This window comes from Wolbachia endosymbiont (group A) of Trypoxylon clavicerum, assembly GCF_947251665.1.
In the GTDB taxonomy this organism is placed as follows: Bacteria; Pseudomonadota; Alphaproteobacteria; order Rickettsiales; family Anaplasmataceae; genus Wolbachia; species Wolbachia pipientis.
Genome location: NZ_OX366374.1, coordinates 660,242 through 674,189 on the forward strand (window position 1 = coordinate 660,242; position 13,948 = coordinate 674,189).

Below are 13,948 nucleotides of genomic sequence, written 5' to 3' on the forward strand. Positions count from 1 at the left end.
TTATCCGATGTACCCTCAACCTTTTATAGGTTGAAGTCTAAATTTGAGAGTTTGATCCTGGCTCAGAATGAACGCTGGCGGCAGGCCTAACACATGCAAGTCGAACGGAGTTATATTGTAGCTTGCTATGGTATAACTTAGTGGCAGACGGGTGAGTAATGTATAGGAATCTACCTAGTAGTACGGAATAATTGTTGGAAACGGCAACTAATACCGTATACGCCCTACGGGGGAAAAATTTATTGCTATTAGATGAGCCTATATTAGATTAGCTAGTTGGTGGAGTAATAGCCTACCAAGGCAATGATCTATAGCTGATCTGAGAAGATGATCAGCCACACTGGAACTGAGATACGGTCCAGACTCCTACGGGAGGCAGCAGTGGGGAATATTGGACAATGGGCGAAAGCCTGATCCAGCCATGCCGCATGAGTGAAGAAGGCCTTTGGGTTGTAAAGCTCTTTTAGTGAGGAAGATAATGACGGTACTCACAGAAGAAGTCCTGGCTAACTCCGTGCCAGCAGCCGCGGTAATACGGAGAGGGCTAGCGTTATTCGGAATTATTGGGCGTAAAGGGCGCGTAGGCGGATTAGTAAGTTAAAAGTGAAATCCCAAGGCTCAACCTTGGAATTGCTTTTAAAACTGCTAATCTAGAGATTGAAAGAGGATAGAGGAATTCCTAGTGTAGAGGTGAAATTCGTAAATATTAGGAGGAACACCAGTGGCGAAGGCGTCTATCTGGTTCAAATCTGACGCTGAGGCGCGAAGGCGTGGGGAGCAAACAGGATTAGATACCCTGGTAGTCCACGCTGTAAACGATGAATGTTAAATATGGGAAGTTTTACTTTCTGTATTACAGCTAACGCGTTAAACATTCCGCCTGGGGACTACGGTCGCAAGATTAAAACTCAAAGGAATTGACGGGGACCCGCACAAGCGGTGGAGCATGTGGTTTAATTCGATGCAACGCGAAAAACCTTACCACTCCTTGACATGGAAATTATACCTATTCGAAGAGATAGGGTCGGTTCGGCCGGGTTTCACACAGGTGTTGCATGGCTGTCGTCAGCTCGTGTCGTGAGATGTTGGGTTAAGTCCCGCAACGAGCGCAACCCTCATCCTTAGTTACCATCAGGTAATGCTGGGGACTTTAAGGAAACTGCCAGTGATAAACTGGAGGAAGGTGGGGATGATGTCAAGTCATCATGGCCCTTATGGAGTGGGCTACACACGTGCTACAATGGTGGCTACAATGGGCTGCAAAGTCGCGAGGCTAAGCCAATCCCTTAAAAGCCATCTCAGTTCGGATTGTACTCTGCAACTCGAGTGCATGAAGTTGGAATCGCTAGTAATCGTGGATCAGCACGCCACGGTGAATACGTTCTCGGGTCTTGTACACACTGCCCGTCACGCCATGGGAATTGGTTTCACTCGAAGCTAACGACCTAACCGCAAGGAGGGAGTTATTTAAAGTGGGATCGGTGACTGGGGTGAAGTCGTAACAAGGTAGCAGTAGGGGAATCTGCAGCTGGATTACCTCCTTAGGCTTTGCGCATAACTTACCATTTTTAATGATGGTGTTGTTATGTGCTATACTGCTGTCTTTACTTCTGCTTTATTTTAATTTCCCGATAACGGAATTTTATGAGTGATAGACCTCTTTCTCCACATTTACAAATATATAAAGTACAAGTTACTAGTTTTTTCTCTATTATGCATAGATTGACTGGTATTTTGCTATTCCTTTTATTAATGATACTTTCTTGGTATTTCATATTACATGTTTACTTTCCTGAGTTACTTATAGTAAGGTACTTAAATGCATTATTATTCACTCCTGTTGCTAAATTAGCTTATGTCTTATGTTTTATAAGTTTTGTATATCATTTTCTTAATGGTATTCGTCATTTATTGTGGGATGTTGGGCTTAATTTAGAAATTACTGGCGTTTCAAGGAGTGCTATACTGCTGACAGTAACGTTACTTCTTTCTACTATGGCTTTTTTATTTATGTTTATATGAGTCAATCTGGAAATTCAGTACATCATTGGTGGGTTCAGCGTGTTTCTGCGGTAATTTTACTGTTCCTGTTTCCTTGGTTTATCTATTCATTTTCTTGCACATTTTATACTGATAGCTCTTTGTCTTTTAGTGAAAAATTTATTAATCACCCTCTAGAGCTTTTATTTTTTGTTGTATTGTTGTTTTGCATTTTTTGGCACGCAGTTCTTGGAATGCAGGTAGTATGCGAAGATTATATACACAGCGTACCTTTGAGGATTTTTACAATTACATGCATAAAGTACTTATCAAGCATTACTTATATAACCCTCGCTTTTACAATCTTTATCTTCTACAGGCATATTTTCTTGTAAAATCACCGGTGCTGTGTTAATATATTATTAGTGTACTAGTTTTATTATTGAGCTATAGCATTATAGCGATTTTGGTTTAGCAATATGTTAGAGACATTGAAAAAGTGGGGAACGGACCTTACGCTAAAAGTGAAGGATCTATTTACCTCACCTGAATCTCAAGTTTACGTCAAAGACCTTAGAAAGGTAATGGTATATAAGGATGGACGAAAATGCCGGTACCCAAAAAATTATGATGAGATTGTAAGGTCTGGAAAAATTATAGAAGAAAAAGATAGCAGTGGAAAACTTGTAAAAGATGAAGAGGGAAATCCAAGGTACCAACTTGAATATAATGGATACAAGTTTAATCTAGACTTAGTTAGGAAAATTGATAAAAAATCCTACTTTACTATTGACTTTTTAGTTGATAAAGCTAGGCGTGAGGTTAATGATTATAGTAAATTTTATAAGCCATTTAAGTTTTCAAAAATCGATCTTGAAAAACACGTGCCAATTTTTGAAGCTCAAAAACCTAAGGATCCTCAATATCCATTTGAATTAACTAACTCTTCTGTGCTAATTAAAAAGGTGAAAAATAAAGAAGGTAAAGTTCAGGAAGTTGTCGATGAAAAAGGAAGAAATGGAAAATTATTATACACTAGTGATTACAAGAAGCTAAGCACCCATTTTTCAGAAATTAGAGATCAAAATGGTAATCTAGAGCTAGATAAAAGTCTCATATCTGTTCCTATTGTTTTTGCTACAAGCTTGGCTAAAGTTTGTACTAAATTGTTGACTTCTCTTCCTATAAAGTTAGGGAAGCATTTAATAAGCAAACAAAACCCAATTGCAAAGTCTTTTGGTTATCTTTTATTTACTCCTGCAATGGCAATAAAAAATTTAGTGAATATGGGAGCTACCATACTTAAGGCTCCAATTTTATTGTTTGTAGCAAATAAGAAAAAATATGGTGATGCTTACTTAACTATGTTGGAATGTCAATTGAAAGAATGCTGGAAAGAAGCAGAGAATGATTTTAAGGTAGTTAAAGATGGTAAAAGAGAAGCAAAACAAAAAGAAAATCGCCCTGATCTCGATCCAATTATAGGCACATGGAAAGAGCTTAACGCCAGGAGGCCAGATATTGAAAAAGACTTGAAGAAACAAGAGAATGATAAAGGAATCAGCAAGAGTAATGAAATACTAAAGAGTCCTGAGGAAGAACAAAATAAGGGTAATGAAATATTAAGTGGTAAAAGCAAAGGTCATGTTGAGAAATTACAAAATAGAAGAAATTCACAGCAAGGGCAAGGCGCTACACACACTCACTCTCCTTAGCCATTACTTTAAATTGATACCTACCCTCTATTTAATCATTTTACAACAAAAACTTGCATGCATTTTGCCCTCAGTATAAGATATTAATTATTTAATCAACTTTCTTAACTAAATGCGCCCTGTAATATTGTGTGGTGGTAGTGGTAGCAGACTTTGGCCTTTATCTAAGCCAAAGCAATTTCAGAAAATATTTAGTCAGAACACTATGTTTCACAACACTTTGTTGAGGCTAAAAAGCGATTATATGCCGCCCATAATTTCTACAAATATACAGTACGAGTCATTAGTGATGGAGGAATTACATGCGCTGCAAGAATATAAAGTGATTTTCGAACCAGTGAAAATTGGAACAGCAGCGGCAATATTAATTGCTGCACTTCTCTGCAATGAAAACGAGACAATAGACCTGCTGCGAATCAAGCGATAAAAAAAAGGAAAGGAGGGTGAATAAAATCAAGGTTAACTAAAAGGCGTGCTTAAGATTTACAATACCAGCAATAATATTGAACCTCAAGTTATATTTTTTCTGAAAATTGCGATAAACATTCGACATAATCTTAAATATCTTTATCTCTCGGATCTTATTTTCTACTCTCATTCTAAATGATGCTAACCTTCTATTATGCTCTTTCTGCTCTGGAGTTAATGGCTTTTTACGATACTTTTTATATGGAATTATAACATTGCTTTGCAATTTTTGCCAACCTTGATATCCAGAATCAGCATGTTTTATGCTATCAAGTGGTAAATATTTTTCTTGTTTCCTTATGCGAAAATCACTAATTCTACCACGGTATGACTTTGACACTGATAAAATTCTTCCTCCTTCTTCGATAATAATCTCAGTTTTCATAGTGTTGGTTCTTTTTTTTCCTGAATATGATTTCTTCCGTTTTTTACTATCTTCTGGCCTCTGTATTTGCTGTTCTGTAACATCAGCCAAAATCTTCAGTATTTTTTCTGGCGTCATACTTCTATCTTTTGTTATAGTCACTTTTTTGGCGAGTAATGGCTCTATTCTCTTAAGTAACCTACATACATTTGCGTTGTGCACATTGAATAGGCATCCTAAAAATCTATGTGTTATGTAAGTGCGATAGTACAAAATTACGCAAAACAACTTATCTTCCAGAGTTGGTAGTTTTGATCTTCTACCATGACACTTTTTCTGTTTTTCAAGTTTTTTCCATCCAGACCTCACTTTTTCTACTACTTTTTCGAACTCCTCTATACTTAAACCTGTTATATTACGAAAGTTTCTTGGGTGTTTTTTCATATTATAGTAACTAAAGCTCATTTTTTTTCCTTACTTGATCTGCTTATTCTTCTTCTACCCCTCTCACATCATTTTTTCAATCACCTTTTGCAGCAGGTCTCAAGGAAGAAAAAACAGCAGAGGCAGGAAAAACAAGTAATCAGTCAGAGAATTATGATGTTGAATCAGTTATAAGGGTAGCATCATGTGCTTGGAATGCAATACATTGCTTGTTGGCATCTTATGAATACGATCTATATTCGTCATGGCTTGAATCGCATTTTACATCCCTCAAGGACTGTATCAATAAAATGGAAAAAGACAATTCTTTCACTAAGGACTCTGCTATAATAAAGTTCTGCCACTCAATTGCAGAAAATAATAAATTATACAAAGAGTTAAAAAATTTAAATAATCCTGCTGAAAATTTTGCCAATAAAGAATTTGATTCTCAATTAGAGAAGATAATAACAGGCTTTAAACTAAAAGACCTAGGCTCTGTGGACAAAATTTTAGAGAAGCCATACAAGAGCTCCAACAAAATTGAGAAAACCAATAAAAACCTCAGCAGTTTTATCAAATCTGGAAAAAATGCGCCTAAAATTTTTAATTTTACCAAAAAAACACTCAATCAAATGACGTTCTTTGTAGATATGCTCATCGTAATACCTTTGCACTTTTCGATTCCGTTTTGGCGGAATAACTACTGTACATCCCTTGTCTTCAAGACTTGTAACAAAGGCATTGCTATCGTAGCCCTTGTCAGCTACTACAGTAGAGTTATAGATACTTTCGGTCAACACTTGTGCCTGCGTAATTTCATTTCTTTGACCAGGAGTCAGAGTAAATTTAAGTGGATTTCCAAGTGCATCGACAAGCGCATGTATTTTAGTTGTAAAGCCACCTTTGCTCCTCCCTAAAGCTTCTTGATCCTTGGAGTTTTTTGTATATCCAGATGAACATGGATGGGCTCGGATGATCGTACCGTCGATTATAGCAACTTCTAAATCAGGCTCTTGTTTAGTATATTCAAGCAATTTTTTCCAGACATCTCTTTCACACCATCTTTTAAATCGCTTATGTATACTCCTGTAATTACCGTAAGTTTTTGGTAAAAGTCTCCATTGGCAACCACTTCGCACTATGTACCACACTGCCTCTATGAATATTCTTAAACGTTTTTCATCTTTGCTGTGCATTCCTTTTACGCTTTTTATGAACTCTAAAATTTGTTTCCAATTTTCCTCTTTGATGTAATATTGCATATGGTAGTTTCTCCATTTTTTACCTATTAGGCTAAACTACCATCTTTTTCTCTCTTTTCATATTTTTTGTCCACAGAGCCTAGTCGTTTTTTCAATCTTCTGTAGTATGCACCCAATGCACTTTTACTATTTCCTACAGAATGAGCAGCTATTCGCAAAGCATTTGCAGCACGGTTAATGACTTTACGTGTTCTTGTGTTAAACACTTTTTCCCCTGTAACTTTATTAGCAGGACTGAGTCCCAACCACGATGAAAAGTGCTTTTCTGTTGGCCATTTACTATGGTTTATACCAACTTCTGAAATTATGGTTTGTATACTTAATACATCAAATCCAGGAATTTTAGTGAAATCCATACCAGTTATTCGGTGCAGTTCCTCATACAAAGCAAAGCTTGGCTTACTTTTGCTATTTTTATTCTTTTGCTTACTTAGCTGTTTGCTTTCACAAGACTTTGTTTCAAACGTTTTATAATAGGCTTCAATATTTCTATCACATTCTGCTATTTTTTCTTGATAAATATTATATAGTTCAAATTCTTACTTTAGCGTGAATAAGTGTTCCTCTCTATAGTCACCAGCTAACGCTTTTGCAATAGTAGACTGATCATTTTTCATTCGCACGTCCCTGAATTCTGCCAATTTTTCAGAATCTCTTTCGCCCTCAATTATAGCTTCAATGATTTTCATACCAGTTATCCCAGTAATATGACTAATAACCTTGTGTAATTGTATATTCATTTGAATTAATGCCTTCTGCATACGCAGAATATGTGTAGATGCACTTTCAGTGAGATTTTTGCGTTGCCGCACGTAACTGCGCAATACACACATCTGATTATCTGGCCTAAACGATCCATGAAGCAGTCCGTAGCTAAGCAGTTGTTGGAGCCATTGGCAATCTTGAACGTCAGACTTCCTACCAGGTACATTCTTTACATGCCGTGCATTTACCAATCTTACCTCGAATTTGTATGACTCAAGTATTTGAAATAAAGGAATCCAATATACTCCTGTTGATTCCATAGCTACTGTTGTAACTTTACACTTTTTCAACCACTGTGCTAAGTTATGAAGGTCTTCAGTAAAGCAGCCAAATTTCTGAACGCGTTGTTCATCTCTTCCTTCAGGTACACACACATAGTGTACAGCTGAACCAATGTCTATTCCTGCTGCATTAGGATTCACTATTTCTAATTTACTTTTTGCTTTTTTCATGGTAACTCCTACATATAATTTGTAATAGGGAAACGCTTCAGCTTGGAACGGTTGATAGTACAATCTCCTAACCGAGGTAGTCTAAATGACTCCATCAATGATTTGACCGTTCCTTCCAAAACCATGCTTGCATACGGGCACTTAGGCACCATTGAAAATGTCGGTCATAACTGCAAAGGCGCTCCCTGTACAACTATACTTGAAAACTACTAAAAACTTAAATTTGTGTGTTTCTTTCTGATTTGACAGATTTCGTCTGTTCGATGCTTGCATAACTCTCTGTCATTCTGTTGCTCCTTGTCATCCCGCCGCGAACCGTCATACCGTCACGGTATCTCATCCGCTAACAAGTAACGGGATGACGGTTGTCGTTTATCCATAAATATTTAAGAAATTTACCAAATAAAAAAAAAGGCAAAGAAACCCCGTAGTGCGAGTTTTGACTCTCTAATGCTTTAAATTGGCGCTGTAATAATGTGCTGACGCTTAGTTTAAGCGCGATTTGGCTGAATGTAGAAAAAATTTAAAAGACATGCAGCCGCTATAATTTTATATAATCCGCTAATAAACACCTGAGTTTTTTACTGGATTTTGTTGTTGAGCCCGCGCGGATCAAAAACAAGTTTTGAGTCAGAAATACTCTTAGTGTCATGATAAGGGCGCTGGCGGAGTTTGTCAAGCAACTTTCTATATAATATTTTCTAAAATAAATAGACTTCTCGCATCCAATTTCAGCAGCGTGTGACACACAACTGCAATGACAAGGTGTTGCAAGATAAACATCATATTCACACGAAATACTTGACTTCACTTGTACTAAGAAGCATTTTATATATGTTGTGTGCCCGTAGCTCAGCTGGATAGAGCAACAGCCTTCTAAGCTGTGGGTCGTAGGTTCGAATCCCACCGGGCACACTCTTTTATCAATACTTTCTATAAATCTTCAAGTACTCTGGTACCACATTTTCAATTGCTAATGGTCGAACCTTCATTGTTTCAAGGTCAGCTGACCTTTCGATTGAACTATTCATCATAACTTTCACCTGATCTTGAGTAAGCACAGGGTTCGTATCTCCGGTTATTGGTTTTAATAGCATAGAAATAATTTTATTTTCTAAAAAGAAAGCTATTAACTTTGCCATTGGAAAAGATACATTGATCAACAAACACTTTCTGTTAGTAACATTCAGAATAAACTTCAATAAGCTTTTGAAAGAGTAAACCTTTGGTCCACCCATGTTATAAATTTTCTTGTCTTGCTTATTAAAACTGATAATACGATATACCACTTCAGCTAAGTCTGTTACACATATTGGCTGAAATTTAGTCGTTCCATTGCCAATTAGTGGCAAAAAAGGAAGAATAGTTGCTAATCTTGCAAACTTATTAAAGAAGTTATCTTCCTTACCAAATACAAGGCTTGGCCTAATTATTATTGCTTCTTGAAATGCTGAAGTTACAGCTTTTTCACCTTCCAATTTACTTTGAGCATATTTTGACAACTTGCTATTTTCTATTCCCATAGCAGAAAAATGTATCATCATAGGTACATTTTTCATTTTTGCAGCTTTTGCTATCCTTTCAGCTATTTTAACGTGAACAGCGTAAAAATCGTGCTTTTTTGCTTCATATAATATTCCCACTAAGTTTATAGCTACATCACATTCTTCCATACCCTCCAGAACTGATTTTTCATCAAAAAAATCGCCTTTAAATATTGATATTTGTCCTAAATTGCCACACAATTTTAAACAAGCAGCTTTTTCCTGATTACGAGTAAACACCTTTATCAAATATCCTTCTGCTGCCAAGCGTCTTACGATGTGTTTCCCTATAAACCCCGTTCCACCAAAAATAATTACACGTTTTGTCACAATTAAAGTTCCTAATAATTTATTACTGTAAATTAATATAATGATTTTACTTAATATTCTATTATGAATTCTTGTACAATAAGATCCATTTTCATTCCTCGTGAGCCTTTAACTAGAATTGCGTCATTATTCTGAATAATGTTAGCTAAATCACTTTTCAATTGATTAGAATCATTAAAATGTGCGCCTCTCATATTATCTGGCAAAAGCTCATGCAATTCTAACATAAATTTACCAACTGTATAAACTTTATCTATATTATTTCCTGTGATAATCTTAACCAAATCTGTATGAAACTCTATGCTTTCATCACCAAGTTCCAACATATCACCAAGCAAAGCTACTTTTCTCTGATTAGAATATGTACTCAAAGTTTTTATTGCAGTTTTCATCGAAGCAGGGCTGGCGTTATAGGAGTCATCAATTAAATGTATGTATTTTCCATTGTATTTGACTTTATGAATATTGCCTCTACCTTTCGTTACACTAAAATTCTCAAGTGCAAGTGGTAATTTTGATAAATCAAGTCCTAGACTCCGCACAACCGCTGTAACAGCTAATGCAGAGTATGCAAAATGCTCACCTTGCACACGTAAATTACAGTTTATAATTTGATTATTACTCAGCCTGATTTTTAAACTTAATCTATTAGCAACTCGGTTTGATGTCATTCCAGCGCGTGACGCTGGAATCCAGTTTTTATTATACAACCGTCTGATATGCTCATTTGCAATTGAACTTCCTGGATCCCAGTGTCTGGGCACTGGGATGACAGAAGATAGTGCTGAAATGACAGAAGATTCATCGTTTCTTATTAAGTTTAGTAAACAAACTTCAGCATTTTTATCTTTACCGAAGCTTATTACATTTCTATTGGCGCGTGATGAGAGATAATCATAATATTTATTATCTCTGTTCAAGACCAAAGTACCGTTATTTTTCATACCATACAGAATTTCTAACTTCGCTTGTGCAACGTCAAACAGTGATGAAAAATTTTCAGTATGTGCAGGTTCGATGTTGGTAATAACTGCAATATTCGGATTACTAATCTTTGATAATTCTTTTATTTCACCAACTTTATTCATTCCCATTTCAAGGATTAAGTACTGGCAGTTCTTTGGAGCTTTTAGAATTGTCAAAGGCAATCCTATATTATTATTTAAGTTACCTTCGTTCGCATGGAACACTCCATATTGCGATAAAACAGTGTGCAGCATATCCTTTGTAGTAGTTTTCCCGACACTGCCTGTAATTGCAATAACTTTAGCATCAACAAGAATATTTCTAATATAGTATGATGCCATATCGTGCAAAGCTTTCAGGGTATCTTGTACAATAACGAGAGGAAAATTTTTATATTTACCCTCACTTACTATTGCAGCTACTGCCCCTTTTAAAAACGCTTCATGCAAAAAATTATGGCCATCAAAATTCTTTCCCTTGAGTGCAATAAATAAATCACCTTTTTTTATGCTTCTTGTGTCCGTTGAAATATTTGAGCTATGTATCCAATTATAACCATTTACGTCTCTTCCGCCAGTTGCATCAATGATATTATTTGTGTTCCATTTACACATAATTTAGAGTATTCTTTATAATAAATTGAACAATAAAAGTAGCGAAAATACTACATGTTTTAGACAATGTACAAATAATGGTTGCAATCCCTATAATTCTATCTTATAATGGATATAGAAGTTTAAATTTTTTCGTCTATAATTAAAATGTATTTAGTTATAGAAAGTACCTTGGAGGTATGTATGCCAAAAAACGACCAAAATGAAGAATCTACTTCTATACTAGCTAAAGTAGGAAGTTTTCTAGGTAGAGGTGTAAAGGCTACAGGTCGGGTGCTTGCTCTTGTGCCTAAAGCACTTATTTACCCTATAAAGAAGCCGTTTGCTTCAATGGGTGAAATGAAACATGATGCCACAGTTTCGTTAAAGGAAGCTGTTGGTATAGATGTACCTGAAGAAGAAGAGGAATATGACCCACCCATAGAAACCACACAAGCTAGTAAAAATCTTGGTGTAGAAATAAAAAAACAAGAGAAAGGAAAGGTAAGTTTTTTAGCATCAAGAATTCTGACAGGGGATATACCTTATTTGAGCCCAGAGCAATTAGATAAAATAAAAAAAGATTTACCGAATGTAACTATTTTTAGAGAAGAAAACAAAATTGTAATTGAAGTTGATGTTAAAAAAATAATTGAAGACATTAAAACTGACTCTAAAAATAAAGGAAAGAGTCCAGAGGAGATAAAAAAGCTTGCTCTTCAAGGAATTGCTGATAGCATTAATGGCGACCTTAAGAAGCTGGCAGGAATTACTGGTGGAGAATTTAAAATTCATACAGACTTAAAATTGCTGAATGGTATTGCAGAAAAATTGTATAAGGAATATGATAATCAAAAGCAGTCATCAGACAAAGTTGTGAAGTCTGATGTTGGTCAGCCTTCAGAAACTATAGCTTCAGGTGAGAAAAAATGGGCGCAAGAAGCTATAAAAGCAGGTAAGTCGCAAAGTTGTGGAATGCAAAAATAAGTTATAGGGGAGTATTATGAGTGAAGCTAAAAAAATAGAGGAAAGACATCATAGTCTAACTGTTCCTGGGGATATGTATCACTTACAACCAGGAGTTATTACTGGAAAAAGGGTAAGTGGAATAGAACCCTTTTTGAAAGAACAGCAGGACATGGTAAAAGTAAGGGAACTTGTAAGCTCTTTAAATCTTGAAGATGCTTCTGGTGAAGCGATAAAACCACTATCTACACCTAATGTAGAGAAAAACGAAGAAAGAGGGAAAGGTCGCTCTTAAAATATGAGCAATGAAGTTTATGATAGCGATAACATCTTTGCTCAAATATTAAGAGGTGAGTTACCTTGTGAGAAGGTACATGAAAATGAAAATGTACTAGCTTTTCATGATAAGTACCCTGACGCACCAGTTCATATTTTAGTTATACCAAAAAATCAATATATTTCATATGATGATTTCATTCTAAAAGCTCCTGAAGAGGAAATAGCGGATTTCTTCAAAACTGTAAGAGAGATAGCACACAAATATAATCTAGAAAAAACAGGATATAGATTAGTCACTAACTACGGTGAAAATGGAGAGCAGGTTGTACCACACTTTCACGTGCATATTTTAGGTGGTAAAAAGTTAGGAAAGCATGTAAACTCATAGTGTTATATGTTTTGTTAAATGAGCGAATATTTAACCATAGTAATCTTTATCTGCGTATCAATTGTAGTATCTTTTGCTTTAGGTATATTGCCTATGTTTCTTGCAGTGAGTAAGCCAGATGGTGAAAAGCTTTCCACATATGAGTGTGGCTTCAATCCACTATCCAGTGCAAGGAAAAATTTTGACATTAAATTTTACCTAGTTTCAATATTATTTATAATATTTGACTTAGAAATTGCTTTTCTTTTTCCTTGGGCTGTTTCTTTATCTAAGATAAGCTATGGTGGATTTTGGTCTATGATGGTATTTCTTGCAATACTCACTATAGGTTTTATCTATGAATGGTGTAAAGGTGCATTAGAGTGGGAGTAGTTTATGACAAATCAAATTCTATCTAATGATGACTGGGGTCGTTATAAAAAAGAAGGGTTTCTTGTCACTAAATTTGGTGATTTAACAGATTATGTAATGAATTGGGCAAGGTCTGGTTCATTGTGGCCAATGACATTTGGTCTTGCATGTTGCGCAGTTGAGATGATGCATACTGCATCCAGCCGTTATGATCTTGATAGATATGGTATAATGTTTCGTGCAAGCCCACGTCAATCAGATGTGATGATTGTTGCTGGCACACTAACTAATAAAATGGCAGCAGCATTGCGCAAGGTTTATGATCAAATGGCAGACCCGAAGTATGTTATTTCCATGGGAAGTTGTGCAAATGGTGGTGGTTATTACCATTACTCTTATTCAGTAGTCCGAGGCTGTGATAGAATTGTGCCAGTTGACGTGTATGTCCCTGGATGCCCACCAACCGCTGAGGCGTTGCTATATGGAATGCTATGCCTACAAAACAAAATAAAACGGACTCGGAATGGATAAAACTGCAAAGTATATACAAAAAAAGACCAAATGCGAGTGCATTCAAAAAGATGATGGCATTATTGTAATATATTCAACTTTAGATGAAATTGAAAAGCACCTATTCTTTCTACGTGATGATGAAAAGTGTAGGTTTGAACTATTAGTTGATATTTTTGGGGTTGACTATCCAAATAGAGAGAAGCGCTTCGAGCTAATATACAATCTGCTCAGCATTGTGCATAATATTAGAGTACACATAAAGCTTCAGTTATGTGAAAGCGACATGCCTCCAAGTGTAGCGAAGATATTTAGTACGGCTTTGTGGTTTGAGCGTGAAGTGTTTGATATGTATGGAATAGAGTTTTCTGATCACCCTGATTTGCGTAGGATTCTAACAGACTATGGATTCAAAGGTCATCCAATGTTAAAAGATTTCCCTCTCACTGGTTATGAGGAAGTAAGATATGATATAGAGACAAAAAAGGTTGTGTATAACCCTATAGATTTACCGCAAGATTTTCGTATGTTTGATAGCTTATCGCCTTGGGAAGGTAAAACCATAAAAGTAAATACAAAGGAGTAGAAA

The 13,948-nt window shown here is 35.9% G+C and carries 13 protein-coding genes, 1 tRNA gene, 1 rRNA gene and 2 pseudogenes; 12 read left to right on the plus strand and 5 right to left on the minus strand.

The window, feature by feature from the left end; genetic code table 11:
- Positions 1 to 39: 39 nt before the first annotated feature.
- The 5 genes and pseudogenes from OPR60_RS03380 to OPR60_RS03400 all read left to right on the plus strand — a co-directional run.
- Positions 40 to 1,544 (plus strand): 16S ribosomal RNA (locus tag OPR60_RS03380).
- Between the two features lie 100 nt (positions 1,545 to 1,644).
- Entirely contained in the window at positions 1,645 to 2,022 is a 378-nt protein-coding gene (gene sdhC / locus OPR60_RS03385) for a succinate dehydrogenase, cytochrome b556 subunit (RefSeq protein ID WP_010963112.1), read from the plus strand.
- Entirely contained in the window at positions 2,019 to 2,375 is a 357-nt protein-coding gene (gene sdhD, locus OPR60_RS03390; RefSeq protein ID WP_010963113.1) for a succinate dehydrogenase, hydrophobic membrane anchor protein, read from the plus strand. Before sdhC ends, sdhD begins: the two co-directional genes overlap by 4 nt.
- A gap of 84 nt (positions 2,376 to 2,459) precedes the next feature.
- The gene (locus tag OPR60_RS03395; protein ID WP_065095123.1) at positions 2,460 to 3,695 is read left to right on the plus strand and encodes a hypothetical protein; all 1,236 of its coding nucleotides are present in this window, start codon (positions 2,460 to 2,462) and stop codon (positions 3,693 to 3,695) included.
- Between the two features lie 112 nt (positions 3,696 to 3,807).
- Positions 3,808 to 4,107: pseudogene (locus tag OPR60_RS03400) on the plus strand (sugar phosphate nucleotidyltransferase); the annotation flags it as partial.
- Positions 4,108 to 4,158: 51 nt separating this feature from the next.
- Here the strand turns inward: OPR60_RS03400 and OPR60_RS03405 are convergent.
- From OPR60_RS03405 to OPR60_RS03415, 3 genes and pseudogenes are all read right to left on the minus strand, one after another.
- Complete coding sequence (locus OPR60_RS03405; RefSeq protein ID WP_265040287.1) at positions 4,159 to 4,971, minus strand: transposase; 813 nt, start codon at positions 4,969 to 4,971, stop codon at positions 4,159 to 4,161.
- Between the two features lie 491 nt (positions 4,972 to 5,462).
- The gene (locus OPR60_RS03410; protein ID WP_265039632.1) at positions 5,463 to 6,215 is read right to left on the minus strand and encodes an IS5 family transposase; all 753 of its coding nucleotides are present in this window, start codon (positions 6,213 to 6,215) and stop codon (positions 5,463 to 5,465) included.
- A gap of 74 nt (positions 6,216 to 6,289) precedes the next feature.
- Positions 6,290 to 7,432: pseudogene (locus tag OPR60_RS03415) on the minus strand (IS110 family RNA-guided transposase); the annotation flags it as partial.
- Positions 7,433 to 8,273: 841 nt separating this feature from the next.
- Between OPR60_RS03415 and OPR60_RS03420 the strand changes: the two are divergent.
- A tRNA-Arg gene (locus tag OPR60_RS03420) sits at positions 8,274 to 8,347 on the plus strand.
- Positions 8,348 to 8,355: 8 nt separating this feature from the next.
- Here the strand turns inward: OPR60_RS03420 and OPR60_RS03425 are convergent.
- Together OPR60_RS03425 and OPR60_RS03430 are read right to left on the minus strand one after the other, a co-directional pair.
- On the minus strand, positions 8,356 to 9,306 hold the full coding sequence (locus OPR60_RS03425) for a complex I NDUFA9 subunit family protein (protein ID WP_065095379.1): 951 nt from the start codon (positions 9,304 to 9,306) through the stop codon (positions 8,356 to 8,358).
- 50 nt (positions 9,307 to 9,356) lie between these two features.
- Complete coding sequence (locus tag OPR60_RS03430) at positions 9,357 to 10,886, minus strand: UDP-N-acetylmuramoyl-tripeptide--D-alanyl-D-alanine ligase (protein WP_265040041.1); 1,530 nt, start codon at positions 10,884 to 10,886, stop codon at positions 9,357 to 9,359.
- 183 nt (positions 10,887 to 11,069) lie between these two features.
- On the opposite strand from OPR60_RS03430, the gene OPR60_RS03435 reads away from it, so the two are divergent.
- Genes OPR60_RS03435 through OPR60_RS03460 form a run of 6 tightly spaced genes read left to right on the plus strand, consistent with a single transcriptional unit; the run spans position 11,070 to position 13,945 of the window.
- A complete protein-coding gene (locus tag OPR60_RS03435) occupies positions 11,070 to 11,852 on the plus strand; it encodes a hypothetical protein (protein ID WP_065094897.1) in 783 nt (260 codons plus the stop codon).
- Positions 11,853 to 11,868: 16 nt separating this feature from the next.
- Positions 11,869 to 12,126 (plus strand): hypothetical protein, encoded by a 258-nt coding sequence (locus tag OPR60_RS03440; protein ID WP_006279579.1) that lies wholly within the window; start codon positions 11,869 to 11,871, stop codon positions 12,124 to 12,126.
- Between the two features lie 3 nt (positions 12,127 to 12,129).
- Positions 12,130 to 12,498, plus strand: coding sequence for an HIT domain-containing protein (locus OPR60_RS03445; protein WP_015589394.1), 369 nt, complete (start codon positions 12,130 to 12,132; stop codon positions 12,496 to 12,498).
- An 18-nt stretch (positions 12,499 to 12,516) separates the two neighbouring features.
- A complete protein-coding gene (locus OPR60_RS03450; protein WP_006279576.1) occupies positions 12,517 to 12,870 on the plus strand; it encodes an NADH-quinone oxidoreductase subunit A in 354 nt (117 codons plus the stop codon).
- Positions 12,871 to 12,873: 3 nt separating this feature from the next.
- Positions 12,874 to 13,380: a NuoB/complex I 20 kDa subunit family protein gene (locus OPR60_RS03455; protein WP_006279574.1), complete on the plus strand. Its 507-nt coding sequence runs from the start codon at positions 12,874 to 12,876 to the stop codon at positions 13,378 to 13,380.
- Entirely contained in the window at positions 13,373 to 13,945 is a 573-nt protein-coding gene (locus OPR60_RS03460; RefSeq protein WP_007548576.1) for an NADH-quinone oxidoreductase subunit C, read from the plus strand. Before OPR60_RS03455 ends, OPR60_RS03460 begins: the two co-directional genes overlap by 8 nt.
- Positions 13,946 to 13,948 lie beyond the last annotated feature (3 nt).